This is a genomic window from Vibrio sp. RC2502 (genome assembly GCF_054850435.1).
Map to the genome: position 1 here is coordinate 2,970,822 of NZ_CM141453.1, position 26,334 is coordinate 2,997,155.

29 protein-coding genes are annotated in these 26,334 nt (G+C 46.6%); 8 read left to right on the forward strand and 21 right to left on the reverse strand.

Annotated elements, in window-relative coordinates; genetic code table 11:
• Nucleotides 1–190: 190 nt before the first annotated feature.
• From bfr to fkpA, 11 genes are all read right to left on the reverse strand, one after another.
• Nucleotides 191–667 carry a bacterioferritin gene (bfr, locus tag ACYJZR_RS13815; RefSeq protein WP_005395745.1) on the reverse strand — a complete coding sequence of 159 codons (477 nt, stop codon included), beginning with the start codon at nt 665–667 and terminating at the stop codon, nt 191–193.
• A 92-nt stretch (nt 668–759) separates the two neighbouring features.
• Complete coding sequence (locus ACYJZR_RS13820) at nt 760–948, reverse strand: (2Fe-2S)-binding protein (RefSeq protein ID WP_005496545.1); 189 nt, start codon at nt 946–948, stop codon at nt 760–762.
• A 330-nt stretch (nt 949–1,278) separates the two neighbouring features.
• Nucleotides 1,279–2,463, reverse strand: coding sequence for an elongation factor Tu (gene tuf / locus ACYJZR_RS13825; protein WP_005480487.1), 1,185 nt, complete (start codon nt 2,461–2,463; stop codon nt 1,279–1,281).
• Nucleotides 2,464–2,616: 153 nt separating this feature from the next.
• On the reverse strand, nt 2,617–4,716 hold the full coding sequence (fusA, locus tag ACYJZR_RS13830; protein ID WP_005496543.1) for an elongation factor G: 2,100 nt from the start codon (nt 4,714–4,716) through the stop codon (nt 2,617–2,619).
• A 138-nt stretch (nt 4,717–4,854) separates the two neighbouring features.
• A complete protein-coding gene (gene rpsG, locus ACYJZR_RS13835) occupies nt 4,855–5,325 on the reverse strand; it encodes a 30S ribosomal protein S7 (protein WP_005488949.1) in 471 nt (156 codons plus the stop codon).
• Nucleotides 5,326–5,426: 101 nt separating this feature from the next.
• Nucleotides 5,427–5,801 (reverse strand): 30S ribosomal protein S12, encoded by a 375-nt coding sequence (gene rpsL / locus ACYJZR_RS13840; RefSeq protein ID WP_004399892.1) that lies wholly within the window; start codon nt 5,799–5,801, stop codon nt 5,427–5,429.
• 178 nt (nt 5,802–5,979) lie between these two features.
• Nucleotides 5,980–6,255 (reverse strand): sulfurtransferase complex subunit TusB, encoded by a 276-nt coding sequence (tusB, locus tag ACYJZR_RS13845; protein ID WP_023622860.1) that lies wholly within the window; start codon nt 6,253–6,255, stop codon nt 5,980–5,982.
• Nucleotides 6,256–6,262: 7 nt separating this feature from the next.
• Nucleotides 6,263–6,619 (reverse strand): sulfurtransferase complex subunit TusC, encoded by a 357-nt coding sequence (tusC, locus tag ACYJZR_RS13850; protein ID WP_005458285.1) that lies wholly within the window; start codon nt 6,617–6,619, stop codon nt 6,263–6,265.
• Nucleotides 6,616–7,011, reverse strand: coding sequence for a sulfurtransferase complex subunit TusD (gene tusD / locus ACYJZR_RS13855; RefSeq protein ID WP_005458288.1), 396 nt, complete (start codon nt 7,009–7,011; stop codon nt 6,616–6,618). Before tusD ends, tusC begins: the two co-directional genes overlap by 4 nt.
• A 2-nt stretch (nt 7,012–7,013) precedes the next feature.
• Entirely contained in the window at nt 7,014–7,730 is a 717-nt protein-coding gene (locus ACYJZR_RS13860; RefSeq protein ID WP_005438378.1) for a helix-turn-helix transcriptional regulator, read from the reverse strand.
• 143 nt (nt 7,731–7,873) lie between these two features.
• Complete coding sequence (gene fkpA, locus ACYJZR_RS13865) at nt 7,874–8,656, reverse strand: FKBP-type peptidyl-prolyl cis-trans isomerase (protein WP_005458290.1); 783 nt, start codon at nt 8,654–8,656, stop codon at nt 7,874–7,876.
• Nucleotides 8,657–8,784: 128 nt separating this feature from the next.
• On the opposite strand from fkpA, the gene ACYJZR_RS13870 reads away from it, so the two are divergent.
• Both ACYJZR_RS13870 and ACYJZR_RS13875 read left to right on the forward strand, forming a co-directional pair.
• Nucleotides 8,785–9,771 carry a WD40 repeat domain-containing protein gene (locus ACYJZR_RS13870; RefSeq protein WP_017449506.1) on the forward strand — a complete coding sequence of 329 codons (987 nt, stop codon included), beginning with the start codon at nt 8,785–8,787 and terminating at the stop codon, nt 9,769–9,771.
• Complete coding sequence (locus ACYJZR_RS13875) at nt 9,768–9,995, forward strand: SlyX family protein (protein ID WP_005458294.1); 228 nt, start codon at nt 9,768–9,770, stop codon at nt 9,993–9,995. The genes ACYJZR_RS13870 and ACYJZR_RS13875 overlap by 4 nt, the downstream gene beginning before the upstream one ends.
• Before the next feature lie 87 nt (nt 9,996–10,082).
• On the opposite strand, the gene ACYJZR_RS13880 is transcribed toward ACYJZR_RS13875, so the two are convergent.
• The 5 genes from ACYJZR_RS13880 to kefG all read right to left on the reverse strand — a co-directional run bounded on the left by ACYJZR_RS13880 (nt 10,083) and on the right by kefG (nt 14,433).
• Entirely contained in the window at nt 10,083–11,024 is a 942-nt protein-coding gene (locus ACYJZR_RS13880; protein WP_029784730.1) for an isoaspartyl peptidase/L-asparaginase family protein, read from the reverse strand.
• A gap of 131 nt (nt 11,025–11,155) precedes the next feature.
• Entirely contained in the window at nt 11,156–11,737 is a 582-nt protein-coding gene (slyD, locus tag ACYJZR_RS13885) for a peptidylprolyl isomerase (RefSeq protein WP_005485547.1), read from the reverse strand.
• Between the two features lie 88 nt (nt 11,738–11,825).
• Nucleotides 11,826–12,026, reverse strand: coding sequence for a YheV family putative zinc ribbon protein (locus ACYJZR_RS13890; RefSeq protein ID WP_005464767.1), 201 nt, complete (start codon nt 12,024–12,026; stop codon nt 11,826–11,828).
• Between the two features lie 33 nt (nt 12,027–12,059).
• On the reverse strand, nt 12,060–13,856 hold the full coding sequence (kefB, locus tag ACYJZR_RS13895) for a glutathione-regulated potassium-efflux system protein KefB (protein ID WP_005464769.1): 1,797 nt from the start codon (nt 13,854–13,856) through the stop codon (nt 12,060–12,062).
• Nucleotides 13,840–14,433 carry a glutathione-regulated potassium-efflux system ancillary protein KefG gene (gene kefG / locus ACYJZR_RS13900; protein ID WP_025578685.1) on the reverse strand — a complete coding sequence of 198 codons (594 nt, stop codon included), beginning with the start codon at nt 14,431–14,433 and terminating at the stop codon, nt 13,840–13,842. Before kefG ends, kefB begins: the two co-directional genes overlap by 17 nt.
• A 167-nt stretch (nt 14,434–14,600) precedes the next feature.
• Here kefG and ACYJZR_RS13905 point away from each other — a divergent pair, with 167 nt between their 5' ends.
• The 6 genes from ACYJZR_RS13905 (at nt 14,601) to crp (ending at nt 20,213) form a co-directional block, all read left to right on the forward strand.
• Nucleotides 14,601–16,520: an ABC transporter ATP-binding protein gene (locus ACYJZR_RS13905; RefSeq protein WP_021449774.1), complete on the forward strand. Its 1,920-nt coding sequence runs from the start codon at nt 14,601–14,603 to the stop codon at nt 16,518–16,520.
• Nucleotides 16,517–17,005: a TIGR02444 family protein gene (locus tag ACYJZR_RS13910; protein ID WP_005458139.1), complete on the forward strand. Its 489-nt coding sequence runs from the start codon at nt 16,517–16,519 to the stop codon at nt 17,003–17,005. The genes ACYJZR_RS13905 and ACYJZR_RS13910 overlap by 4 nt, the downstream gene beginning before the upstream one ends.
• A gap of 86 nt (nt 17,006–17,091) precedes the next feature.
• Nucleotides 17,092–18,099, forward strand: coding sequence for a hydrolase (locus ACYJZR_RS13915; RefSeq protein WP_005496534.1), 1,008 nt, complete (start codon nt 17,092–17,094; stop codon nt 18,097–18,099).
• Nucleotides 18,100–18,132: 33 nt separating this feature from the next.
• Nucleotides 18,133–18,345 carry a YheU family protein gene (locus ACYJZR_RS13920; protein ID WP_005458136.1) on the forward strand — a complete coding sequence of 71 codons (213 nt, stop codon included), beginning with the start codon at nt 18,133–18,135 and terminating at the stop codon, nt 18,343–18,345.
• Nucleotides 18,346–18,470: 125 nt separating this feature from the next.
• On the forward strand, nt 18,471–19,340 hold the full coding sequence (locus tag ACYJZR_RS13925; protein ID WP_005458134.1) for a phosphoribulokinase: 870 nt from the start codon (nt 18,471–18,473) through the stop codon (nt 19,338–19,340).
• A gap of 240 nt (nt 19,341–19,580) precedes the next feature.
• The gene (gene crp, locus ACYJZR_RS13930) at nt 19,581–20,213 is read left to right on the forward strand and encodes a cAMP-activated global transcriptional regulator CRP (RefSeq protein ID WP_005381432.1); all 633 of its coding nucleotides are present in this window, start codon (nt 19,581–19,583) and stop codon (nt 20,211–20,213) included.
• A gap of 155 nt (nt 20,214–20,368) precedes the next feature.
• On the opposite strand, the gene ACYJZR_RS13935 is transcribed toward crp, so the two are convergent.
• The 5 genes from ACYJZR_RS13935 to ACYJZR_RS13955 all read right to left on the reverse strand — a co-directional run bounded on the left by ACYJZR_RS13935 (nt 20,369) and on the right by ACYJZR_RS13955 (nt 26,178).
• The gene (locus ACYJZR_RS13935) at nt 20,369–21,160 is read right to left on the reverse strand and encodes a DUF1338 domain-containing protein (protein WP_017449501.1); all 792 of its coding nucleotides are present in this window, start codon (nt 21,158–21,160) and stop codon (nt 20,369–20,371) included.
• Between the two features lie 242 nt (nt 21,161–21,402).
• Nucleotides 21,403–22,860, reverse strand: a complete 1,458-nt coding sequence (gene astD, locus ACYJZR_RS13940) for a succinylglutamate-semialdehyde dehydrogenase (protein ID WP_005480036.1) — start codon at nt 22,858–22,860, stop codon at nt 21,403–21,405.
• Between the two features lie 28 nt (nt 22,861–22,888).
• Complete coding sequence (astA, locus tag ACYJZR_RS13945) at nt 22,889–23,908, reverse strand: arginine N-succinyltransferase (RefSeq protein WP_029826539.1); 1,020 nt, start codon at nt 23,906–23,908, stop codon at nt 22,889–22,891.
• 109 nt (nt 23,909–24,017) lie between these two features.
• Nucleotides 24,018–25,229, reverse strand: a complete 1,212-nt coding sequence (locus tag ACYJZR_RS13950; protein ID WP_005458126.1) for an aspartate aminotransferase family protein — start codon at nt 25,227–25,229, stop codon at nt 24,018–24,020.
• A gap of 361 nt (nt 25,230–25,590) precedes the next feature.
• Nucleotides 25,591–26,178 carry an aminodeoxychorismate/anthranilate synthase component II gene (locus tag ACYJZR_RS13955; protein WP_005458124.1) on the reverse strand — a complete coding sequence of 196 codons (588 nt, stop codon included), beginning with the start codon at nt 26,176–26,178 and terminating at the stop codon, nt 25,591–25,593.
• Nucleotides 26,179–26,334 lie beyond the last annotated feature (156 nt).

The following is a 26,334-nucleotide window of genomic DNA, read 5'->3' on the forward strand; positions in this document are numbered from 1 at the left end:
ATTTTTAGGTAAGGGGGCATAAATTCTAAAGGATAGAAATCAATCTTCATAGGTAAGATTGCGAGCAATATCCTTAAAAAGCCGATAATAAAAGAGATTAGACCAGATAAGTGTGTTAAGCACCTGATTTTCTGGTCAGGTGCTCTTTTTATGATATGAATTCTTTTTGAACAATGCGTCAGTATGTTCGTTACTCTTCATCGACATACTGAGCTTGAAGGTAGTTTTCAATGCCTGACATTTCAATCAAGCCAAGTTGGGTCTCAAGCCAGTCCACATGCTCTTCTTCATCTTCGAGAATATCTTGAAACAAATCACGCGAAACATAGTCGCGAATATCTTCGGCATAGGCAATCGCATCTTTTAGATCAGGAATGGCCGCCATCTCCAGTTTAAGGTCGCATTCGAGCATTTCCTTAGTATCTTCACCAATCATTAGCTTTCCAAGATCTTGAAGGTTCGGTAATCCCTCCAAGAACAAGATCCGCTCGATAAGGTGGTCAGCATGCTTCATTTCATCAATCGACTCGTGGTATTCCTTATCGGCCAGGTGCTTTAACCCCCAGTCTTTATACATACGAGCATGAAGAAAATATTGATTGATAGCGATGAGCTCGTTACCGAGCACTTTATTGAGATGTTGGATGATGATTGGATCGCCTTTCATGACAAAGCCCTCCTATTTGGCTTCTATTAACTTTAGAAGCAAATGAGAAGGTGTCAAAGAGACCAAGTAATCCTCAAAAAGCGATGAGGTAGTTAACTAGCTTGTCTTAATTCGGTGTAATGTGTTTCTGCTAGGATTTCTTTCGCCTGCTTAATGCACTTACCACACTGGCTCCCCAAAGCCGTGCATCTCTTAATGCCTCGAATATCAGTTACACCCTCATCTATCGCCAACTTCCTAATTTTTTTGTCGGAGACGCCATGGCAAAGACAAACGTACATATAAAAACCTTTCTAATAAAAACCGAAGACAAGAATATAAACGAGAATAGTTATTGTTACCACTCGTATTGAGGAAGTATTGAGAACATTTCGTTATATAGGTTTTTGTTCGGAAAGAGAGGATCAATCACTTATGAGGGAACTGCGAATCAGAAAAAACATACTTCAAGTAAGAGGTTGTTTTTTTAAAACAAGAAGGGAGCACCTTCAGTTTGTGCTTATAACTAAATAAAAAACAAATACGAAAAAGGGAAGCCGAAGCCTCCCTTTTCTTGATGCGCTTTCTTCAAAAAGAAGAAGAGTGCAAGATTTCGTTTAATTCGTTAAGAATTATTCGAAGATCTTAGCAACAACACCAGCACCTACTGTACGGCCACCTTCACGGATAGCGAAACGTAGACCTTCGTCCATTGCGATTGGTGCGATTAGCTCAACAACCATTTGGATGTTGTCGCCTGGCATTACCATTTCTACGCCTTCTGGTAGAGAGATGTCGCCAGTTACGTCAGTTGTACGGAAGTAGAACTGTGGACGGTAACCTTTGAAGAAAGGAGTGTGACGACCGCCTTCTTCTTTAGACAGTACGTATACTTCTGATTCGAACTTAGTGTGTGGAGTGATTGAACCAGGCTTAGCTAGTACTTGACCACGTTCAACTTCGTCACGCTTAGTACCACGTAGAAGTGCACCAACGTTCTCACCTGCACGGCCTTCGTCTAGAAGCTTACGGAACATCTCTACACCAGTACATGTTGTAGTAGTTGTATCCTTGATACCTACGATAGCAACTTCGTCACCAACTGTTAGGATACCACGCTCGATACGGCCAGTTACTACTGTACCACGACCTTGGATTGAGAATACGTCTTCGATAGGCATTAGGAATGGCTGATCTACCGCACGCTCTGGCTCAGGGATGTAAGTATCTAGAGCTTCAGCTAGTTCAACGATTTTCGCTTCCCACTGCTCTTCGCCGTTTAGTGCGCCTAGTGCAGAACCTTGGATAACTGGTAGATCATCACCTGGGAAATCGTATTCAGATAGAAGTTCACGAACTTCCATTTCTACTAGTTCTAGTAGCTCTTCATCGTCAACCATGTCACATTTGTTCATGAATACGATGATGTATGGGATACCAACCTGACGGCCTAGTAGGATGTGCTCACGAGTTTGTGGCATTGGGCCATCTGTCGCAGCAACAACTAGGATACCACCGTCCATCTGTGCAGCACCAGTGATCATGTTTTTAACGTAGTCAGCGTGTCCTGGACAGTCAACGTGCGCGTAGTGACGGCTTGGAGTGTCGTACTCTACGTGAGAAGTTGCGATTGTGATACCGCGCTCACGCTCTTCTGGAGCGTTATCGATAGATGCGAAGTCTTTCGCTTCACCGCCGTACACTTTAGCTAGAGTAGTACAGATAGCAGCAGTTAGAGTTGTTTTACCGTGGTCAACGTGGCCGATAGTACCAACGTTAACGTGCGGTTTCGTACGTTCAAATTTTTCTTTAGACACGATCGTGTTCCTTCCTAGTTATGATTCGCCGTGATCATTATTGATCTACGACGCGCCAGAAATTGTTATTTTATGCGCCAACGCCCGTTAGCGCAATATTTGGACGGCTTGATCTCGCAAAAAGTCGTAAACTTTTTGTAGTTCAATCGTCAATTAGTAACCACGCTCTGCAATAATTTTATCTGCGAAGTTTTTCGGCACTTCAGCGTACTCGTTAAACTCCATAGAGTAAGACGCACGGCCTTGAGTTGCAGAACGTAGGTCAGTTGCGTAACCAAACATCTCAGATAGTGGAACTTGAGCACGGATGATCTTAAGACCAGCCACACCTTCATCCATACCTTCGATCATACCGCGACGACGGTTTAGGTCACCAACAACGTCACCCATCCAATCTTCCGGAGTGGTTACTTCGACATTCATCATTGGTTCTAGAATCACAGGTTGTGCTTCTAGTGCACCTTTCTTGAATGCCATCGAGCCAGCGATCTTAAACGCCATCTCGCTTGAGTCTACATCGTGGTAAGAGCCATCAAATAGTGTAGCTTTAATATCTAGGACAGGGTAACCCGCTAGAACACCACTATTCATTTGCTCTTCGATACCTTTCGCTACCGAACTAATGTATTCCTTAGGAATCACACCGCCCACGATTTCGTCTACGAATACGAAACCTTCACCAGGTTCTGAAGGCTCAAGTTTGACCCATACGTGACCGTATTGACCGCGACCGCCAGATTGACGAACGAACTTGCCTTCCACTTCCGCTTTACCACGAATGGTTTCACGGTAAGCAACCTGAGGTTTACCAACGTTACAATCAACGCTGAATTCACGCTTCATACGATCAACGATGATATCTAGGTGAAGTTCACCCATACCAGAGATCAGAGTCTGACCTGTTTCGTCGTCCGTTTCTACGCGGAATGATGGATCTTCCGCAGCCAGTTTACCTAGCGCGATACCCATTTTCTCTTGGTCTGCTTTAGAACGAGGTTCTACAGCGATCTGAATAACTGGTTCAGGGAATTCCATGCGCTCCAGAATCACTTTGTGGTTCTGGTCACACAGTGTGTCACCTGTCGTTACATCTTTCAGACCGATAGCAGCAGCAATATCACCAGCGCGAACTTCTTTGATTTCTTCACGCTTGTTTGCATGCATCTGAACGATACGACCAAAACGCTCTTTCTTCTCTTTTACAGAGTTGTAAACCGCGTCACCTGAGTTAACAACACCAGAATAAACACGCATGAAAGTAAGCGTACCCACGAATGGGTCTGTCGCGATCTTGAACGCCAGTGCTGAGAACGGTTCATTGTCGTCTGCGTGACGTTCAATTTCGTTATCTTTCTCGTCAACACCTTTAATTGCAGGTACGTCAGATGGCGATGGCAAAAATTCGATTACTGCATCCAGTACCGCTTGAACACCTTTGTTTTTGAACGCACTACCACAAGTAGCCAGTACGATTTCGTTGTTTAGTGTGCGAGTACGTAGAGCTTGTTTGATCTCAGCTTCGGTCAATTCACCTTCTTCAAGGTACTTGTCCATCAGCTCTTCACTTGCTTCTGCTGCAGACTCAATCATGTGATTGCGCCACTCTTCAGCAAGCTCGATCATGTCTGCTGGAATGTCTTCGTAAGTAAACGACATGCCTTGGTCGGCATCATTCCAGTTGATCATCTTCATCTTGATAAGGTCGATAACACCACGGAAGTCCTCTTCAGCACCAACGTTTAGTTGGATTGGAACAGGGTTCGCACCAAGACGGTTTTTAATTTGATCCACAACGCGTAGGAAGTCTGCACCTGCACGGTCCATCTTGTTTACAAATACCATACGAGGAACGTGGTATTTGTCAGCTTGACGCCATACTGTTTCAGACTGAGGTTCAACACCAGACGAGCCACAGAACACAACCACTGCACCATCAAGTACACGAAGAGAACGCTCTACTTCGATCGTAAAGTCAACGTGTCCTGGAGTATCAATGATGTTTACGCGATGCTCAGGGAACTGTGCTTCCATACCACGCCAGAAAGTAGTCGTCGCAGCTGAAGTGATAGTGATACCACGTTCCTGCTCCTGCTCCATCCAGTCCATGGTTGCTGCACCATCGTGAACTTCACCGATTTTATGAGACAGACCAGTGTAGAACAAAATACGTTCAGTAGTGGTTGTTTTACCTGCATCTACGTGAGCACAGATACCGATATTGCGGTAGTGCTCAATAGGAGTTTTGCGAGCCACGATTGAATCCTCTTAACTTAGAGATAGGGACTATTGCTATAGCTAAAAAATGCTATCCCCTAGATATAGCAATAGTTCCTAGCATAGGCATAGGAACTAAAGAAGTGCTGCAAGGAACCTTGCAGCACTGAAAAGGTATTACCAACGGTAATGTGCAAACGCTTTGTTCGCTTCTGCCATACGGTGAACGTCTTCACGTTTCTTAACAGCAGTACCTTTGTTCTCAGACGCGTCTAGCATTTCAGCAGCTAGGCGTTGAGCCATAGATTTTTCACCACGCTTACGCGCAGCTTCAACCAACCAACGCATAGCAAGTGCGTTACGGCGAACCGGACGTACTTCTACAGGAACTTGGTAAGTTGAACCACCAACACGGCGAGATTTAACCTCTACCGCTGGGCGAACGTTTTCAAGAGCTTCTTCAAAAATAGCTAAGTGGTCTTTACCAGACTTTTCAGCCATAGAATCTAGTGCAGTGTAAACGATTTTCTCTGCAGTAGATTTTTTACCGTCAACCATTAGGATGTTAACGAATTTTGCCAGCAATTCAGATTTGAATTTTGGATCTGGAAGGATCTTACGCTGACCAATGACGCGACGACGTGGCATGGATTTATCTCCGTTGTCTTCTTCAGGTTTTATCCAAAACTTTTCAGTTTTTTCAAAAAATTAAAAATAATTTAGTGTTTGGCCTTACTTAACGGAATCCATTAAGACTTAGGACGCTTCACACCGTACTTAGAACGACCTTGTTTACGGTCATTTACGCCAGCACAGTCTAGTGCGCCGCGAACAGTGTGGTAACGCACACCTGGAAGGTCTTTAACACGACCACCACGGATTAGAACAACTGAGTGCTCTTGAAGGTTGTGACCTTCACCGCCGATGTACGAAGTAACTTCGAAGCCGTTTGTCAGACGTACACGACAAACTTTACGAAGTGCTGAGTTAGGTTTTTTAGGTGTAGTAGTGTAAACACGAGTACATACACCACGTTTTTGTGGGCACGCTTCTAGTGCAGGCACGTTGCTTTTAACAACTTGCTTTGCACGTGGCTTACGTACCAACTGGTTAATAGTTGCCATTAACTAGCTCCTGATTTACTTGAAAGTAAGCTTTGTGAAAAATCTATCCCTAGCCACCATTGGCAGTTAGGGACGCAAAATTCTATGCAGCAGTGAGAGGTGTGTCAAGAAATATACGGATCTTTTTTGTTCAATTAGAGCAATTCATCCGTAAAGCTTTATCGACAGGAAAGGTGTATTAATCCCAGGTGAGAGATTTATCGTGTTTTGCCGTCAATTCGACAAAGCCAACGTAGTCTACAACAGTCACTGATGGACTGATACGATTTGCCATTCCACGCGCTTGAATATCGCTTTCTAATGCGAACACAGTGGCGTGTTTTACATGGCTAAACACCTTGTGCTGTGGATTTGCGGCGTAGACGGCATCTTCAATCAGCAAGGCAGCATCTTGTTCGCTATACAATGCGAATGCATCTTCTAAGGCTGAAACAGTTTTGATGATGTGTAACATAGCGTCCTCAGAATGACAGTAACTTGCCAGCTTGCTGCAGTTTTTCTTTTACTTGCTCAAGGCTGAGTGCTTGAGCATCTATAACGAGATCAGCTTGAGCCAATCCTCGTTGCGCTAATGATTCTGAACACACAAACACCTGTTCGATGTCGTATAGATCGAATAACTTGAGCATCGGCGCGTAATCTTTGCTTAAGATACCACTAGGTTCTTGCCCTAACAGAAGTTGATACACGCCATCTCCGATAAAGATCACGGTGATATCTTCGCAATACGCGGAAGCCGCTAAAAGCGCATCAACGCCTTCGCGACCAGCTGCGCTGCCATGCGGTGCGCTTCGAAATAGATAAGTTAACTGACTCAAAACTGTACCACTCTGTCTTGGGTTAACATCGCTTCGGCTAGACTGCCCAAACCTGCTTGTACAAAACCTTCTGCAAGATTGTTTTGTGTTAAACCATGTTGAGTGGCTTCATCCTCACTAATGATGCCACGACGCAGCGCTGCAGCGACACACGTTTCCAAACGCACATCATGTTCTTTAGCGAGACCTTGCCATGCTTTAGTCAAATCAAACTCATCATTAGCTGGCACACTTAACGCAGTACCGTTGGTCACACCATCTTGATAAAAGAACACACTCACCAGAGTATGCCCTTGTTCAATGACTGCTTGTGCGAATTGGTATGCGCTGCGTGCCGATTGGCTGCCGTAAACAGAGCCATTTACCACCAGCGTGTAAGTTAATCCACCCACGCTTATTCGTCCTCGGTTTTACGTTGACGAATGTATAAGTACACGGTGTGTTTTGAAATGTTAAGACGATCGGCAACACGGTTGATGGCATCTTTGATGTCGAAGATGCCTTTATCGTACAACTCCATCACGATCTGACGATTCTTAGTGTTGTTCGATACCGATTTATCCGCATTGATTTCTTCAATCGTACGTTCAACGGTTTGGTCCACCAGCTCTTCTACGTCACTCGCGAAGTTCACCGATGAAGCGGCTTCTTTCGCTTCTTGCGTTGGCATGAAAGATTGCAACACTTGCGAAAATGGCGCATCAAGGTTGACGTTGATACACAGCAAACCAATTACGCGATTTTCACCGTTGCGGATCGCAACAGTGATTGACTTCATTAGTACGCCGCCTTTGGCACGTGTGAAGTAAGAACGTGAGAAATTACGCTCAGAGCCTTCAATGTCTTTCAGCATTTTTAGCGCTAAGTCAGTAATAGGCGAACCTACTTGGCGGCCGGTGTTTTCGCCATTGGCGATTTTGATTGCAGAGGTATTTAAGTCTTCCAGAGAGTGAAGAACGATTTCACAAAACGGACCGATCAGGCTCGCGATACCGTCCACGACCGCTTCGTAAGATCTCAAGATGATTTTGTCGTGCTCAGTAAATGGCATCACGTTAACCGATTCCATTTCGAGCAACATCTCCGCATTTATTGTTTCTGTAGTTGTCATAAGCCTTCGAGCGAAAAATCAACAAATTGGTGTAAGTTTATCAGAAAATTTGAAACGCAACCTAGCAAACTCACCAACTAGTGACCTAGAACAAAAAAGGCCCGTTAAACGGACCTTTTTCAATAACTTAGCTCAGCTCGTTCTTATTGCTCAGCTTTGTCATTCTCAACTTTTAGTAGCTCAACTTCAAATACAAGTGTTGAGTTTGCTGGAATGCTTGGCGTGTCTTGGTCACCGTATGCAAGCTCTGGCGGGATAACAAATTTGAATTTAGAACCCACTGGCATTAGCTGAACACCTTCTGTCCAACCTGGGATAACACGGTTTAGAGGGAACGTTGCTGGCTCACCACGATCGTAAGAGCTGTCGAACTGAGTACCGTCAATCAACGTACCTTTGTAGTGTACTTGTACAGTGTCAGTGTCTTTTGGCTTCTCGCCTTCAGCAGGTGTGATTACTTGGTATAGAAGACCGGTGTCTGTTTTCACTACGCCTTCTTGCTTTTCGAATTCCGCACGGAAATCATCGCCAGCTTTTTTCGCTGCCGCTGCTTTTTCTGCTGCTTGTGCTTGCATCTTCTCAGCAACACGCTTGTCTAGAGACTCTAGAGCAGCACGTGTTTCTTCTTCGTTTAGCTCTGCGTTGCCTTTAAAGACATCTTCGATACCTTTAAGAACAAGGTCTTTGTTTAGGTTGATACCGATTTCGCTTGGTTTTTCGATGCTAGTGCTTAGGTAGTTAGCAAATGAAACACCGATTGCGTATGCCGCTTTGTCGTCGTCGGTTTTAAAGTGAACCGCTTTACCTGTTTCTGCTTGAACTTGTTCTGCTTGAGGTGCTGCTTCTGGTTTTGTTTCTTCTTTCTGACAACCTACCGCTAGCATTACTGTTGCAGCAAGTAGCGACACTTTTAAAACTGATTTCATTAAATTCTCCCAATAATGGCTTCGCCATTGGTTATTGTGCACAAATCTTATATGAGACTGGTGAAGACAATCGTTATACCAATATACTAGCTATATGTCTTAAGACACAAACCGGATTATTAGATGTGATGCAAAGAATTTCTCATTTATTCCTATATTTAATTGTCATCACCACGTTAAATGGTTGCTTTTTTACCGAGCATGAAGTTCAACGTTGGCCACTCGAACCACAGGGCTCAACGAGCTTTGGACTCAGCCGAGATGGTCGATTTGCCCTGCTCTACTCTGAAGAACACCACTTGGTTTTGTGGGACCTAGAGCAAAACAAAAAACTCGCAACGCTCGGAGAGCTTGATGCCGATGGCAACGCGGTATCTCATATTCGTATTTCAGACAACGGCCGTTTTGCTGTAACCGCAGGTCAAATGAACTTTGCCGTTTGGGACCTTGGCTGGACGCAAGCACAAGGGCTGTGGTCCATTTCTGACGCATTAATTCGCGACATCGACATCACCAGCAACGGTGAACAAGTGCTACTTGGGCTCTCAAACGGTAAAGCCATTTACGTCAACTTAGTCACCGGTCGTCGCTTGGAGTTCCTCGCTCACCGAGAAAAAGTCAACTCTGTCGCCATCTCTCCTAATGGTCGATTCGCATTAACAGGCGGTAACGACTACAAAGCTTACCTCTGGGATACTGAATCTGGTCAGGTATTACGAACTTTTGAGCATGAACAACGTGTTGTACGCGTGGCACTGCAACGAGATGGCAAACTCGCCATGACGTCAGACGGTGGCAATCAAGCGATCATTTGGAATTTAGAAACGGGGCAAAAGGTTTCACAACTCAGCAGTTGGTCACGCCAGTTGATTTTCTCTACCGCGCGTTTTTCTGATGATGGCTCTCGACTGGTAACGGGAACACCTTCAGGCCGCGTCTCGATTTGGGATACGCAGAGCGGAAAGCGCATTGACGGATTTGAAGTCGAGCCGAAAAAAGATACTCGCCCTCCTCGCGCGGTCGTGTATGATGCTGCCTTTGATTCTAAGCAACGTGTAATTACTGCCACATCGGCGGGCATCGCCCAAGCTTGGCAACTAGAGAACGGGTCATGACAGAAAAACTCATTGAGCAATTGGAAGCACGCATCAACGACTTAGAGTGTCAGGTGGCGTTCCAAGAGCAAACAATCGAAGATCTGAACAGTGCATTGTCACAACAACAATTGCAGATCACGAAGATGCAAGATCAAATGAAGTACGTAGTAGGCAAAGTGAAAAATATGGATTCTTCGAATATGGAAGATCCAGCCAACGAGCCACCGCCGCCGCATTACTGATCAATACGCGAAAGACAAAACAAAGCCCAGACTTATGCTGGGCTTTGTTATAATTGCACGGTTGCTCGTCGTGAAATAATCGAACGGTTAGTCGTTAGCGTAGATTTTCACACTCAACTCACCGAGAGTATTGATACCCGCACGATACATCCCCGAACTGTTCATAGCGAAATGCAACGCCCCATTCGCATCAATGGCAATCAGGCCACCTTCTCCGCCCATGGTTTTGAGATCTCCCTGAATAATGGCTTCACACGCGGTATGTACGTCCTCTTGCAAATAACGCATACGTGCTGCTACATCTTCCGCAACACGTTTACGAATAAAGAACTCACCAACACCCGTAGTTGAAACTGCCACCACGCCATTCTCAGCCACCGTGCCACAGCCTATCAGTGCAGAATCTCCAACACGACCATATTGCTTATTGGTTACCCCACCCGTACTGGTCGCCGCAGCTAAGTTGCCTTGCTGGTCTAGCGCCACTGCGCCTACGGTGCCGTGTTTACGATCATCCGGGTAACGAGACTCAGATAACGCAAACAAACCTTTCTCACGCATTGAGAGCAGCTGTTCATAACGGCGATCTGTGAAGAAGTAATCTTGTTCGGTGTATTGATGGCCTTGTTCAAAAGCAAACTTCTCAGCACCTTCACCAACCAACAACACATGGTTGCTGCGAAGCATCACATCCCGAGCCAGCTCGATCGGGTTTTTAATGTGTCTAACGCCCGCGACAGCACCTGCGGCAAGGTTGCGACCATCCATCACAGAGGCATCCATTTCTACCATTTCGTTGTGAGTAAGAACCGAACCTTTACCCGCATTAAAGTTGGGAGAGTCTTCCAATACTTTTACCGCAGCGACCACCGCATCAAGCGCTTCTCCGCCTTGTTCGAGGATTTGGTGTCCTGCTTTTACCGCAGCTTCTAAGTCTGCCAAGATGGATTGCTGAAGTTCATCACTCATTTGTTCACGCAAAATGGTGCCTGCTCCGCCGTGAATGGCAATTGAGAACGGTTTCGTCATCGCTTTGTCCAACTGTTATTCCTTGTATGATTTGCACTACACCGCAGATAAACAAAAAGCGCAAGTTGAAACCTCAACTTGCGCTTTTTTAAAGCTTTACTAGATGCGTTTATCTAGTGAAGAGCATGCGATTAGTGAGAACCGCAACCGCCGCCGCCACAACATTCGTGGTCGTCGCCTTTCTCTTCGCCGCCACAGCAGCCACCTTCATGGTCGTGATCGTGGTCATGGCCACCACAACAGCCACCAGCTTGGTGAATGTGACCGTGTTCGATCTCTTCTGCTGTTGCTTCACGAGTTGCCATTACTTCAACTTCGAATGTTAGCGTTTGACCTGCTAGCATGTGGTTACCATCAACAACCACTTCGTCGCCGTCTACTTCAGTCACTTCTACAGGGATTGGACCTTGGTCAGTGTCTGCTAGGAAACGCATGCCAACTTCGATTTGCTCAACACCTTGGAATACGTCAGCAGGAACGCGCTGAACTAGAGCATCGTTGTGCTCACCGTATGCATCTTCAGGAGCTACAGTTACTGAGAACTTGTCGCCAGCCACTTTACCTTCAAGCTCTTTTTCAAGACCTGTGATTAGGTTGTTGTGACCGTGAAGGTAATCTAGAGGCGCGTCTGCAGTTGATTGGTCAACTACTACACCGTCTTCCATCATTACTTTGTATGCAAGGCTTGCAACAACGTTCTTTTCAATTTTCATACTAACTCCAGAGAGATTAATTGACTTAACCAGAATGGGGTTAAGTACTGCGATGGTAGTATTATGGGGATCAATTATCGAAGTTCAATTACTCAGGCTTAAAAATCCCAATCATTTCCTGCGCGGAGTGTTTATTTTTCTCTACAGATTGCGGTTTACGCTGCTCGGTGTAGTCACATTCAACGCACTCGACTAACTCAATATTGTTTTCTATCCACCAGCGTAGGGTATCTTGCTGGCTGCACTGTGGGCAAGTTGCCCCCGCAATAAAACGTTTCTTGGCTTTCACTTTTGTTCCTTTTCCCGCTTAGGTCTGCGGGTACTACTTCCAATGATTAGGCGACTGGTGATCGCTTTCCATCTCACGACCAAAAATTTCTTCTAGCTCTTTACGAGCTTCTTTGGCTCTTTGGGCGAGCTTCTTATCTTCATTATGCTGAGGCAGCAAGTCTTTAAGCATAGCATTATCGAGCTTACGAAAATGTGCTTCTGCCCGCTTTGCTTGATATGGGTGCATGCCTAACTCAACCAGAGTTTGACGACCAAGATCCAGTGCGCCTAAAAAGGTCTCACGCGAATAGTTTTGCACACCATGGCTCATCAACTGATAGGCCTCAACTCGGCTTCGAGCACGAGCGAGCAATTTGAGATTCGGAAAATGCGTACGGCAGATATCGACAATCGCCATCACTTCATCCGGCGAGTCTGTACAAATCACTAACGCTTCCGCTTTGTCTGCGCCAGCGGCGCGCAATAAATCGATTTGCGTGGCATCGCCATAAAAAACTTTGTAGCCGTACTTACGCAGTAAGTGAATTTGGCTGGCGTCACTTTCCAATACCGTAACTTTGATTTTATTGGCGTACATTAAGCGCCCAACGATTTGCCCAAAACGACCAAAACCCGCAATGATGACGCGAGGACGACGATCAACCACGTGACTGGTGACGCTCTCTTCTTCCTGATTCAGCGTATGAGCGAACCACTTCTTTTGTCCCATCAACAAGAGTGGCGTGGTCACCATCGATAGGCTCACCACAACCAACAAAAACGCCACTTGTTCTTTGGATAAAATGCCTTCTTGGCTTGCCGCGGTGAAAATCACAAAAGCAAACTCACCACCTTGGCTCAAGATGGCGGCCATACGGCTACGTGCTTTTTCTCGCACTCGCCCCGCCCTGGCTAGGGCGTACAACACCAAACCTTTCACCACAACCAAAGCCACCACCGCACCAAGAATTTCAAGAGGATGCAACGCCAGTAAGCCTAAGTTTACCGCCATACCAACCGCGATAAAAAACAGACCAAGCAGCAAGCCTTTAAACGGCTCGATAGCGATTTCTAGCTCATGGCGATATTCACTTTCGGCCAGCAGCACTCCAGCTAAGAAAGTTCCTAGCGCCATGGACAAGCCCAGTTTTTGCATCACCACCGAAATGCCTAGCACCACCAAGAGTGAAGCCACGGTAAATAACTCGCGAACCCCACTCATCACGACAAAACGAAACAGAGGGCGCAATAAAAAGTGACCACCAATCAACAAGGCTACGACACTGCCTAAAACGGTAAAAGCATCGAACCAACTGCCTACATTCTGTTCACCAGCCAAAAGCGGTAACATAGCCAACATCGGTATGACGGCGATATCTTGAAAAAGCAGCACAGCAAAACCAGACTGGCCCGTTTCGGTGCCATTGAGGCCTTGCTCTTCAATAACTTTGAGTGCAATGGCCGTAGAGGAAAGGGCGAGCCCCATGCCGATGACCAAACTCACCTGCATACTCAAGCCAAACAAACTGACAATGCTACCAATAACCGCCGTCGTCACTACAACTTGCGCGCCGCCAAGACCTAAAATCGGCCCTCGCATTTGCCATAATTTTTTCGGGTTCAATTCCAAGCCAATTAAGAACAGCAGTAACACCACCCCGAGCTCGGCAAAATGCAGAATCGCATCGACATCGCTAATCAGGCGTAATCCCCATGGGCCAATCAATACCCCTGCCAACAAATAGCCAAGCACTGAACCTAAGCCAAATCGCTGCGCCAAAGGAACAGCAATCACCGCCGCCGACAGAAACACGACACTGCTTTGTAGAAACTCACTGGTTATCGCCATGCTGACCTCCTTGGTGCAACGCTTCCCACTCATCAAGAGGATGACTCAGCCATCGACGATACTGCTCCGCGTGTTCATAGCGTTCAATATCAGAAACATTGCGCGACCAATACAACACCAGCGGCTCCATCCAATGCATCTGACATAGTGCCGCCGTCAACTCGAACGGTTGCAGAATCTGCTCTAACGGATACTTGTTATACCCCCTAGCACTGAAGGCTTCTTCTTTACCACCCGTGGTGATTACACTGCGCCAATATTTGCCCTCCAGTGCAGAACCGTCGCCAAACGCAAAGCCCTTGCCGAGTACTCGGTCTAACCACTCTTTCAACAACGCCGGACATGAGTACATATAAAGAGGATGATGAAAGACAATCACATCATGATTCATCAGTAGATCATGTTCGTGATTCACATCGATAAAGAAATCAGGATAAGCGCCATAAAGATCGTGCACCGTCACGTGCTCAAGTGATTGCACTCGCTTTATCATCACTTGATTGGCAATGGAGTTGTGTGGCTCTGGGTGAGCATAAATGACCAGAACTCTTGGGAGAATAGACGCTGCTACAGCCAAATGGTCGTCCTTGTGGTGATTTTTATCCGTTATCAAATTGTTATACTTTTTTGTATAGCATAATGCAATTAAAGCTCAGTGATCGACTTTTCCCGTCAATAGCCCTACTATTCATCGCGAGATCAACGACCAAGAAACGCGCGCTGCGCAAAGTGAACAAAAACCCTATGATTACCTTCTCTGATATTCAGTTACTGCGTGGCGGTAAACCTCTTTTAGACCAAGCATCGGCAACCATTCACCCAGGTGACAAAGTGGGTCTGGTTGGCAAAAACGGCTGTGGTAAATCGACCTTATTTGCTCTACTGAAAGATGAACTGTCGATTGACGCGGGCTCGTTCAGCCAACCTCAGCATTGGGAATTGGCGTGGGTAGCGCAGGAAACACCTGCTTTAGAACGCAGCGCACTAGAATATGTCATTGATGGTGATCGCGAATACCGTGGTCTTGAGCAACAGCTAGCGGTTGCCGAAGAAAAAGACAACGGTACGCTGGTGGCAGAAATTCACGGCAAGATCGAAACCATTGGCGGTTATAGCATCCGTGCCCGTGCGGCAGAATTGCTTGACGGCCTTGGCTTTAGCCAAGAACAGATGAGCTGGAACTTAACTCAGTTCTCTGGTGGTTGGCGTATGCGCCTTAACTTGGCTCAAGCACTATTGTGTCGTTCCGATCTACTACTGCTCGACGAACCAACCAACCACTTGGATTTGGACGCCGTAATGTGGCTAGAACGCTGGCTGCAAAACTACCCTGGCACACTTATCTTGATCTCGCACGACCGAGATTTCCTAGATCCGATCGTTGGTCGCATCATCCACATAGAAAACCAACAGCTGAACGAATACACGGGCAACTATTCGTCATTCGAAAATCAACGTGCGCAAAAAATGATGCTGCAACAAGCGATGTTCGAGAAACAACAAAAGCAAATGTCGCACATGCAAAGCTACATCGACCGCTTCCGCTACAAAGCGTCGAAAGCGCGCCAAGCGCAAAGCCGAATCAAAGCGCTAGAACGCATGGAAAAAGTCTTGCCCGCGCAGTTCGATAACCCATTCAGCTTTGAATTCCGTCAACCAGCTGCACTGCCAAATCCAATCATGATGATGGACGACGTATCGGCAGGGTACGGCGACAACCTAATTTTAGAAAAGATTCGTCTGAACTTAGTACCGGGCAGCCGTATTGGTTTGCTTGGCCGCAACGGCGCAGGTAAATCGACCTTAATCAAACTACTTTCAGGTGAACTTAAAGCGCAAGGCGGCGATCTGACCTATTCGCAAGGCGTAAAGATCGGCTACTTTGCTCAGCACCAGTTGGAAACGTTGCACCCTGAAGAAACACCACTGCAGCACATGATGCAGATTGCACCGGATCAAACAGAGCAGCAACTGCGCGATTACCTAGGTAGTTTTGGTTTCCAAGGCGACAAAGCGCTAGAAAAAGTCGCACCGTTCTCTGGTGGTGAAAAGGCACGCTTGGTGCTGGCATTGATCGTGTGGCAAAAACCAAACCTATTGCTACTCGACGAACCAACCAACCACCTAGATTTAGACATGCGCCAAGCGTTAACCATGGCTCTGCAAACGTTCGAAGGTGCGATGGTGATTGTTTCACACGACCGTTACTTACTGCGCGCAACCACCGATGATTTGTACTTAGTGCATGATCGTCAAGTTGCGCCATTCGATGGTGACCTAAACGACTACTACAAGTGGCTGACTGAACAACAAAAAGCCGAGCGAAAAGAAGCACAAGCGTCGCAACCAGTTAAAGATACCGCAAACAGTGCCGCTGCGAAGAAAGAGCAAAAACGTCGCGAAGCGGAATTTCGTAAACTGACGGCGCCAATTCGCAAAACCCTGACACAATTAGAAAATAAAATGGATAAGTTAGGTGTAGCACTGGCAGAGGCTGAAGAACAATTGGCGGATAACTCACTGTATGAAGCCGAAAATAAAGCTAAACTAAATGAAGTGCTGGCCCTTCAAGCTTCGAGCAAATCAGAACTTGAAGAAGTGGAAATGGAATGGATGTCTGCTCAGGAAGAACTGGAGCAGATGGAGCTAGAGTTTAACCAATGACAAACAAACACGCGGAATACACTCTTACCCTAGAACACCTTTGGCAGTTCAGCCTGCAGTTTTATGGCGTGCGAGAAGTAAAAGAAGCGTGTTTATCATTGCAAAACAATTACCACGGTAACGTGAATCTATTACTGCTGCTCCGTTGGCTCGACGAGCAGCAGCTTATCTTCCAAGAGAAAGACTGGCACTTAGTCCAAAGCTGTCTTGGCCGTAGTGAAACGCTGCTGCACTCTTTTCGCGACCTGCGACGTCATCTAAAATCCCAAGTGAACGATGCGTTATATCGAGAAAGCCTGCAGTTTGAACTGCAACTCGAAAAGCAACAACAAGCCGATTTGGTCGACTGTATTAACTCACTTACACTGATTAAAAACGATGGCGATCCACTCACGCTCAGATACTGTCGTCAGCTTGGTGGAGAGCATTTGCAACAAGCCTTTGCTATCCCTGTGCCAAACATTCACCCACCAAAACACTCATAACGCTGTAGAATACCTATAATCTTTATAAAGGATTATATTAATAAGTTCTTCAACTGACATGAAGGACCATATAAGAGCAGTTAGGTATGACACAATTTTTCGCAGCCGCCGGGATCAAGAACCCGCACCTTCAGACCCTTTTACCGCGCTTTATTCGTAAAAAAGCGCTGTTTACGCCTATTTGGCAGACGCTGGATACCGACGATGGCGACTTCCTCGATCTCGCTTGGAGTGAAGATCCCACCAAAGAACCCGCGCAGAACAAACCCATCTTCGTTTTGTTTCATGGCTTGGAAGGATGCTTCTATAGCCCGTATGCAAACGGCCTGATGAATGCGTTTGCGAAATCTGGTTGGTTATCGGTGATGATGCATTTTCGTGGCTGTAGCGGCAAACCGAACAAAAAAGCTCGCGCATACCATTCAGGAGAAGTAACGGATGCTCGCTTCTTTTTGGAACACCTTCATCTGCGCTTTCCAAACAATCCAAAAGTCGCCGTCGGCATCTCCCTTGGTGGCAATATGCTGGCGAACTACTTAGCACAATACAAAGATGACCCGATTTTAAAAGCGGCCACCATCGTCTCTGCACCACTGGATTTGGCGGCTTGTGCCAATCGAATTGAGCAGGGCTTTTCCAAAGTGTATCGCCGTTACCTACTCTCTTCGCTCAAACGGAATGCTCTACAAAAACATCATTTACTGCATGGCGAATTGGCGCTGTCGTACAACTCCATCAAGCGCGTTACTCGTCTGTACGAATTTGATGACTTGATCACTGCACCTCTGCATGGTTTTAAGGATGCACAAGATTATTACGATCAATGCTCAGGATTGAGCAAGTTACAGCAGATCACCTTGCCAACTTTGATCATCCACGCCAAAGACGACCCGTTCATGACCGAAGAGGTGATCCCCAAATTTGTTCTGCCAGATAACATTGATTACCGTCTGTTTGAGCACGGCGGACACGTTGGTTTTCTGACTGGTACGGCATTAAAACCAAAGTTCTGGTTAGAGGAAGCCCTGCCCGCGTACTACGAAAGTGTCGCGGCAGAGTACCTTTCAGCTGTATCCAAACCGCGAACACAGTAAACTAGCCTTTCATCATAAAAGTTTGAGGTATTTATGATCATTCCTTGGCAAGACATCGCGCCAGAAACACTGGAAAATCTAATTCGTGAGTTCGTACTACGCGAAGGCACCGACTATGGCGCGGTTGAAATTTCACTGCAAAACAAAATCGATCAAGTGAAGACGCAACTAGAAAAAGGTGAAGCCGTCATCGTGTTCTCAGAACTGCATGAAACGGTTGATATTCAACTCAAAGCAAAGTTTTAGCACGTTCACATTTTTACCGTATCCCACTCGATGACAAGTCGTTGTTACATGCTATAGTGGGTTATCGACCGTGCAGCGGTTCGCTGCTGCACTTTACAGGTACGTAATTTTCGACAAGGTTTGTCATGTCAGCTAAACACCCAATCATTGCGGTTACTGGTTCATCCGGTGCCGGCACAACCACGACGTCTGAAGCATTCCGCAAGATGTTCAATATGATGAACATCAGGCCGGCATGGGTGGAAGGAGACAGCTTCCATCGCTTTACTCGCCCTGAAATGGACATCGAAATTCGCAAAGCCCGCGAGCAAGGCCGACACATCAGTTACTTTGGTCCGCAAGCGAATGACTTCCCGGGATTAGAAGAGTTTTTCCGTAAGTTCGGTCATGACGGCACTGGCAGTGTGCGCCGTTATCTGCACACCTTTGACGAAGCAGTTCCCTACAATCAAATGCCAGGCACATTTACACCGTGGCAAGACTTACCTGAAAACAGCGACGTGCTGTTTTATGAAGGGCTGCATGGTGGTGTGGTTGATGGCGATGTTAATGTTGCTCAGCATGTGGATTTCTTGATTGGCATGGTGCCAATTGTGAACTTAGAGTGGATCCAAAAATTCGTGCGCGACACTCGCGATCGCGGCCATTCGCGTGAAGCGGTGATGGACTCAATCGTGCGCTCAATGGACGATTACCTCAATTACATCACTCCGCAGTTTTCTCGTACTCACATCAACTTTCAACGCGTCCCAACCGTCGATACCTCCAACCCGCTTAACGCCAAAGGCATTCCGAGTTTAGATGAAAGTTTTGTGGTGATTCGTCTGCGCGGCATTAAGAATGTCGACTTCCCATATCTGCTGGCCATGATTGATGGCTCATTTATGTCGCGCCACAACACCATTGTTGTGCCAGGCGGCAAAATGAGCTTTGCAATGGAGCTCATAGTTAGGCCTATCCTACAACAGCTGATTGAAACAGGAAAAATTGGCTAAAAACGTAGCAGGCTAGATGTTTACTTTTCATACCGTGATCATGTGCACAGTTTTGCTTACAAAATCTCAATCATGGCACGATTAAAATCAAGAAATCGTTTTCGAAAAAGGATACTATTTCTTACCGAAACACAAGAGAGCTTGCAGCATATAAAAAGTGCTCTTATTCTAGTAAGCCTAATTCAGGCTTAGCTAAAATATGGATAGCGCAAGCGTACCCTGCAGAGGAAGTGAGATATTATGGTTCTAGGTAAACCTCAAACCGACCCAACATTAGAGTGGTTTCTTTCACACTGTCATATTCATAAGTACCCATCAAAGAGCACGCTAATTCACGCAGGTGAAAAAGCTGAAACGTTGTACTACATCGTTAAAGGCTCTGTTGCGGTTCTTATCAAGGACGAAGAAGGTAAGGAAATGATTCTTTCTTACCTAAACCAAGGTGACTTTATTGGTGAACTTGGTCTATTCGAAGAAGACCAAGAGCGTACAGCTTGGGTTCGCGCTAAATCTCCTTGTGAAGTTGCTGAAATTTCTTTCAAGAAGTTCCGTCAGCTTATCCAAGTAAACCCAGACATCCTAATGCGTCTTTCTGCGCAGATGGCTCGTCGTCTTCAAGTAACTAGCCAAAAAGTGGGTGACCTAGCGTTCCTAGACGTAACTGGTCGTATCGCTCAGACGCTTCTGAACCTTGCTAAACAACCAGATGCGATGACTCACCCAGACGGCATGCAAATCAAGATCACTCGTCAAGAAATCGGTCAAATCGTTGGCTGTTCTCGTGAGACAGTAGGTCGTATCTTGAAGATGCTAGAAGAGCAGAACCTAATCTCTGCGCACGGTAAAACTATCGTGGTTTACGGTACTCGTTAATCTCAATTTAGAGTGACACGAACAAAATTATAAAAGCCACCAATGGCGACATTGGTGGCTTTTTATTTGCCTTGCAGTCAGGCTCTAGGTCGCAAGAGGCTAACGAACTAGCAGGTTAGCCCAAGGTATTCCATGGCGTTTAGCCATTGGTACGTTTAACCATTAGTGCTTTCAAAAATTTTGTCTGCTGAAGCGGCAACAAATCCTGGATACAACTCGCCATTCTCCATTGGGTAACGTTTAGCAAACTCGTAAAAGCCACCTGGGATAATTTCCGAACCTTCTTCGAAGGTCACTGGCACTTTGTCTGCCATCGTCGACGATTGCTCAAGCAGCACTTCCGGTGAACCCTTCACCTCACCGCCCGACTCATTGATCACAAACCCTGCTTGACGAAGATGGTCGTTAACCTGTTTGACTTCATCGTGTTGATTCAACTGATTCACACTCACCGTAAAGTGATTAGCACCATAACCGTGCGCGGCCAGCCAAGACGCATACTCGCTCTCTTTAGCCAACGTTTGGTAATCAGCAAAGCTTAGCTCCCATAAGCGACCGCCATGCAGAAATGCACTGCCCGACAGTTTTTCAGCATCCACTTGCGCAACCAGTTTCGCCACAATATCTTGCAGCTCTGGCGAACACTCTTCGACTTTCAGCTCACTGATGAAGACTTTAGGCTGCTTCGGATCTGGGTGCTCATAGTGTTTTGCGACCAGTTTTTTGCTCTCAAATACGTAGTCCCCACACGCTTTATAGCCAGCAGCTAAAAACGGTTTCGCCAATGTCTCGATACCTAGCGGTTCAACATTGAAAGTGCGTAAAGCAATATGATCATTAATCAGAGCCTCATCTTCTTGTAGAAGCTGATGCACCTTAGCAGCAGAAGGACAAAGACGTTGGATGTAGTCTTGCCATAGCGATTCAAATAACACATCGGGCGTCATAACGACTCCTTGTTACGAGATGTAGGATTAAGATAAGAGTGTGGTCGCTCGTTCACAGCCCAAAAGCTGTCCAGAATAATGAACGAGCAACCATCAACCTGTGACGGTAAATGTCAGTCAGTCAAACACGCTTTTTGAGTCTGTGCTCACTTGCCGTGTAATGCCAACGCGTACTACCCAAACCTAAATGATGCGTCAGCACATTGGGCCACGATGCATGGTCGTGACCCTGTTATTGAAACTTAAAGCGTCACGCCTGGGCTCAATGTCGCAGGTAATTCCGTCTCCTGCCCTTCCATGGATGCCATAGGGTAAGCACAGTAATCCGCCGCGTAGTACGCGCTTGGACGAAGGTTGCCTGATGCACCTGGGCCACCAAACGGTGCGTCACCACTTGCGCCCGTCAATTGACGGTTGCGGTTTACGATGCCTGCGCGAATGTGGTCAACAAAGTATTCCCATTCTTGATCGTCTGTTGATACAAGACCTGCCGACAAGCCAAAGCGCGTGTCATTCGCCAGCTCTACGGCCTTATCTAAACCTTCATAGCGCACGACTTGCAGCAGCGGTCCGAAGTATTCTTCATCTGGCAACTCAGCAATGTTAGTCACATCGATGATGCCAGGAGAAACAAACGCCGCCTCTCCTGCTTTCGCTTCAATTAAGCTTTCACCGCCTAGAGATTGCAGGTTTGCTTGCGCATCAAGAATGAACTTCGCCGCAGCCACAGAGATTTGTGGGCCCATAAATGGCGCAGGTTCTGCGAATGGTTGATCCATGCGAATGTTTTTCGTCGCTTCCACCAGCTTAGTGATCAGAGCATCCCCTTTCTCACCAAACGGCACGTATAGACGACGAGCACAAGTACAACGTTGACCAGCACTGATGAATGCCGATTGGATGATGGTGTACACCGTTGCATCCAAATCACCGTAGTTATCAGAGATGACCATCGGGTTGTTGCCACCCATTTCTAGCGCTAACATCTTGCCTGGTTGACCTGCAAACTGACGATGCAGAATGTGACCCGTGTTCGCACTGCCCGTAAACAGAATGCCATCAATACCTTTCGCATCAGCCAACGCAATACCGGTTTCCTTCGCACCTTGAACAAGGTTGATCACGCCTTTTGGCAAACCCGCTTCTTCCCACAATTTCATAGCTAGCTCGCCAGTCCAAGGCGTTTGCTCAGATGGTTTGAACACAACTGTGTTCCCCGCTAGCAAGGCAGGAACGATGTGGCCATTCGGTAAGTGACCAGGGAAGTTATATGGCCCAAACACCGCCATTACGCCAAGAGGGCGATGTCGCAATACAATCTGGTTGCCCGCTGCTTCGCGAGTCGCTTCACCAGTACGGTCATGGTAGGCACGAATAGAAATAGCGATTTTTCCAGCCATTGCAGCCGCTTCTGTGCGCGTTTCCCAAATTGGTTTACCCGTTTCTTTCGCGATCACTTCGGCAATTTTTTCACTGTTTTCTTTCACTTTTTCAGCAAAAGCCAACACAATTGCTTCGCGTTCAGCGAATGGACGTTTTTTCCATTCGACGAACGCAGCACGCGCTGCAGCAACGGCTTGGTCTACTTGTTCCGCCGTTGCACCGTTACCGCGCCAAATTACTTCTTGGTTGTACGGCGACAGAGACACAAACTCTTCACCCTGACCTTGTACCCATTCACCTGCAATCCAATGTGTCATTGTTACTATCCTTAAATTCTGTCGTCTGTTACTGCGGTAGAAGGCGAACGAAATCCCCGTCCTTCACCAAGAGCGCATCAGCTAATTCAGGCGCCAACACAACGCTTTGCGTTTCTGCGTCGTACGCGGCTTTTGCTGCAGCGGCACGGAAGTTCTCGAATGACGAGTTACACATCAAGAAGTCTTGAGTGCTGGTATGCGCTGAGATTTTGACTTGAGCACGGAATGAATGACGTACCGATTCGATATTGCGTAAGTCACACTCAACCGTTGGACCGCCATCGAAGATGTCGACGTAGCCACGGTTGGTAAATCCTTCACGCTCTAACAGCTTCAGCGCTGGGCGCGTGTTGTCATGCACTTGGCCAATCACCGCTTGTGCTTCTGGGCTCAATAGGTTGATGTAAATTGGCAGCTTTGGCATCAAGTCAGCGATAAAGCCTTTCTTGCCGATGCCGGTAAGATAATCTGCAAGTGTGAAATCAATAGAGAAGAAATGCTCTTGTAACCATTGCCAGAATGGAGAATTACCATTCGCATCAGAGACGCCACGCATCTCGGCAAAGATGGTTTTAGAGAAACGCTCTGGGTGCTCCGCCATCATAAGAAAACGGCACTTAGACATCAGACGGCCATTTAAGCCCTGGCGATATTTTTCGCGTAGGAACAGCGTACAAATCTCACTGTTCCCCGTGTAGTTGTTGCCAAATGTCAGTAGTTTAACGACGTTATTTACGCCGAGTTTTGGCGAAGAGTGAACCACTTTACTGATGTGATATGAGTAGAACGGTACGTCCCAGCCAATAGATGCTTCGATTCCGGTGGTACCCGCAACCTCACCCGATTCAGAGTCAAAACCCACCATTAGGTAGCCTTCGTCACCGGGCTCGGTCACGTCGGGCTTACCAAAGCTGTACTCCGAGTGTTTGATTCGATTGGTTAACAGTTCTTCGTTAACCGGTAGAGATGTAAATCCGTGACCAGACTCCACCGCACAAGTGTGCAGCGCGTCGTAATCCGACATCGCGATAGGGCGAACTACTAGCATCAATACTCCCTCCAGATGCAAGAAGATCCTAACTATATTGTAGGAACAATTCCCCCATCAGAGATCCTTGACGGGGGTGTCTGCGTTGACGTTTAAACTGATATCGCGCTTAAACTAAAGTCGCGATGGCTTTATCCAGTTTCGCCAAGCCTTCTTCAATTTCTTGTTGTGTGATAACGAGTGATGGTGTGAAACGCACGACATTGGCACCCGCAACCAATACCAATAGACCTTGTTTACCTGCAGCAACCAGCACATCACGTGCACGGCCTTGCCACTCTTCATTCAACGCAGCGCCTAGCAATAGACCTTTGCCACGAACTTCAGAGAATAGGTTGTACTTCGCATTGATCTTTTCTAGACCTGCGCGGAACAGCGCTTCGCGCTCTAAAACACCAGCAAGCACTTCTGGTTTTGTCACTTCGTTAACGACCGCTTCTGCCACTGCACATGCCAATGGGTTACCACCGTATGTTGAACCGTGAGTGCCCACTTTCAGATGCTCAGCCAGTTTTGCTGTTGTTAGCATTGCACCGATAGGGAAACCACCACCCAGTGATTTTGCTGTGCTTAGAATGTCTGGCGTGATACCTAGACCTTGGTAAGCATAGAAATGACCAGTACGTCCGTTACCCGTTTGAACTTCATCAAAGATAAGTAGTGCGTTGTGCTTGTCACACAGTTCACGTACTGCTTGGGCAAATTCCGGAGTTGGTGGCACGATACCGCCTTCACCTTGTAGCGGCTCCATCATAACCGCACATGTGCGATCTGACATGTGTGCTTGAAGTGCTTCGATATCGTTGTATGGTAAATGCGTAACATCGCCTGGCTTAGGACCAAAACCGTCTGAGTAAGCCGCTTGACCGCCAACCGTCACAGTAAAGAATGTACGACCGTGGAAACCTTGTTTAAAGGCGATGATTTCTGATTTTTCAGGGCCATGAACATCTGCCGCGTAACGGCGTGCTAATTTCAGTGCCGCTTCGTTTGCTTCTGCGCCCGAGTTAGCAAAGAATACGCGCTCAGCAAAGCTCACTTCAGTTAGCTTTTTCGCAAGGCGAAGTGCCGGCTCGTTCGTCATCACGTTACTTAGATGCCACAGCTTGTTGCCTTGCTCAGTCAACGCATCAACCATTACTGGATGACAATGACCCAAGCAGCTCACTGCAATACCACCAGCAAAGTCGATGTACTCGTTATCGTCCTGATCCCAAATACGTGAGCCTTTGCCTCTTACAGGGATCATTTCCATCGGGTTATAGCAAGGTACCATCACCTCATCGAATAAACCGCGCTCTACTTTAATTTCCGTTGTCATTGCACATTCCTTCTTGATACCGCATGCGTAGCAGATAAGCGAATTTAACCGGCCATCGTTGCCAGCAAATAATGTTTTGCATTTAAGCTATTGCGGCATTGTATTTACATTTAATTAACCATTTCAATAGTGATTTATTCTTTTCGTATTGCTGCGCAACTGCCGTTAATCACTACTTATGAGTATTTATGCATCAAGAAAGTAAAATAGAGAAGTGAATTTTTACAAAAGTTATGTAATACAGGGGTTAGACGAGTCAAAATGGCGTGCATAAGCAGACCATCAACCATGAAACGCATAGTTTTGCATTCCACTTACACCGTCAAAAAGATGAACAATTTGTTAAGAAAAGTGATCGAGATCAGATCGCTCTGCGTGCAAGAAAGTTGGCTAACAGCTCATGTCCTTGCTCAGTTTTGATTGATTCTGGATGAAACTGCACAGCATCAATAGGCAGGGTTTTGTGCTGATATCCCATTATTTCGTCCATGCTGCCATCAGGCAGTTCCGTCCAAGCAGTCAATTCAAACACATCGGGTAACGTGCCGTTTTTCACCACGAGAGAGTGGTAGCGGGTTACCGTAAGTGGGTTATTTAGATTTTTAAACACACTGCGACCCGTGTGGCGGATCGGCGATGTTTTACCATGCATGACTTGTCTCGCACGCACAACTTCGCCACCGAACACTTGCGCAATGGCTTGATGACCAAGGCACACCCCTAAAATAGGAAGCTTACCGGCAAAATGCTCTATGGCTTGCAGGGAAATCCCCGCTTCGTTTGGCGTACAAGGCCCAGGGGAAATCACCAAATGGGTTGGATTGAGGGCTTCGATACCTTGAATGTCGATTTCGTCATTGCGTACGACCTTTACCTGAGCGCCAAGCTCGCAAAAGTATTGGTAAAGGTTGTAAGTGAAAGAATCGTAGTTATCGATGATCAACAACATAGCGTGTCGGCTGCTCCAATCCGTTTTGGCAAGGCTTAAGGATCAATTGTCTGGTTTACCACAATTGAGGGCGGTATTTTGCAACACCCAATTAGAAAGGCAAGTCTTTGCGCAATAAAAAGGCCAGCATCGGCTGGCCTTTGAGTTTTACAGCTA

Bases quoted from the DNA above. Each gene is read 5' to 3' on its own strand.
- bfr (WP_005395745.1), bottom strand. From the start codon at position 667: ATGAAAGGCGATCCAATCATCATCCAACATCTCAATAAAGTGCTCGGT.
- tusB (WP_023622860.1), bottom strand. From the start codon at position 6,255: ATGTTACACATCATCAAAACTGTTTCAGCCTTAGAAGATGCATTCGCA.
- ACYJZR_RS13905 (WP_021449774.1), top strand. From the start codon at position 14,601: ATGATTACCTTCTCTGATATTCAGTTACTGCGTGGCGGTAAACCTCTT.
- slyD (WP_005485547.1), bottom strand. From the start codon at position 11,737: ATGAAAATTGAAAAGAACGTTGTTGCAAGCCTTGCATACAAAGTAATG.
- ACYJZR_RS13915 (WP_005496534.1), top strand. From the start codon at position 17,092: ATGACACAATTTTTCGCAGCCGCCGGGATCAAGAACCCGCACCTTCAG.
- astA (WP_029826539.1), bottom strand. From the start codon at position 23,908: ATGCTAGTAGTTCGCCCTATCGCGATGTCGGATTACGACGCGCTGCAC.
- rpsG (WP_005488949.1), bottom strand. From the start codon at position 5,325: ATGCCACGTCGTCGCGTCATTGGTCAGCGTAAGATCCTTCCAGATCCA.
- ACYJZR_RS13950 (WP_005458126.1), bottom strand. From the start codon at position 25,229: ATGACAACGGAAATTAAAGTAGAGCGCGGTTTATTCGATGAGGTGATG.
- astD (WP_005480036.1), bottom strand. From the start codon at position 22,860: ATGACACATTGGATTGCAGGTGAATGGGTACAAGGTCAGGGTGAAGAG.
- ACYJZR_RS13920 (WP_005458136.1), top strand. From the start codon at position 18,133: ATGATCATTCCTTGGCAAGACATCGCGCCAGAAACACTGGAAAATCTA.
- ACYJZR_RS13955 (WP_005458124.1), bottom strand. From the start codon at position 26,178: ATGTTGTTGATCATCGATAACTACGATTCTTTCACTTACAACCTTTAC.
- ACYJZR_RS13910 (WP_005458139.1), top strand. From the start codon at position 16,517: ATGACAAACAAACACGCGGAATACACTCTTACCCTAGAACACCTTTGG.
- kefB (WP_005464769.1), bottom strand. From the start codon at position 13,856: ATGGCGATAACCAGTGAGTTTCTACAAAGCAGTGTCGTGTTTCTGTCG.
- fkpA (WP_005458290.1), bottom strand. From the start codon at position 8,656: ATGAAATCAGTTTTAAAAGTGTCGCTACTTGCTGCAACAGTAATGCTA.
- ACYJZR_RS13925 (WP_005458134.1), top strand. From the start codon at position 18,471: ATGTCAGCTAAACACCCAATCATTGCGGTTACTGGTTCATCCGGTGCC.
- ACYJZR_RS13820 (WP_005496545.1), bottom strand. From the start codon at position 948: ATGTACGTTTGTCTTTGCCATGGCGTCTCCGACAAAAAAATTAGGAAG.
- rpsL (WP_004399892.1), bottom strand. From the start codon at position 5,801: ATGGCAACTATTAACCAGTTGGTACGTAAGCCACGTGCAAAGCAAGTT.
- crp (WP_005381432.1), top strand. From the start codon at position 19,581: ATGGTTCTAGGTAAACCTCAAACCGACCCAACATTAGAGTGGTTTCTT.
- ACYJZR_RS13935 (WP_017449501.1), bottom strand. From the start codon at position 21,160: ATGACGCCCGATGTGTTATTTGAATCGCTATGGCAAGACTACATCCAA.
- ACYJZR_RS13880 (WP_029784730.1), bottom strand. From the start codon at position 11,024: ATGACGAAACCGTTCTCAATTGCCATTCACGGCGGAGCAGGCACCATT.
- ACYJZR_RS13860 (WP_005438378.1), bottom strand. From the start codon at position 7,730: ATGACAACTACAGAAACAATAAATGCGGAGATGTTGCTCGAAATGGAA.
- ACYJZR_RS13875 (WP_005458294.1), top strand. From the start codon at position 9,768: ATGACAGAAAAACTCATTGAGCAATTGGAAGCACGCATCAACGACTTA.
- ACYJZR_RS13870 (WP_017449506.1), top strand. From the start codon at position 8,785: ATGCAAAGAATTTCTCATTTATTCCTATATTTAATTGTCATCACCACG.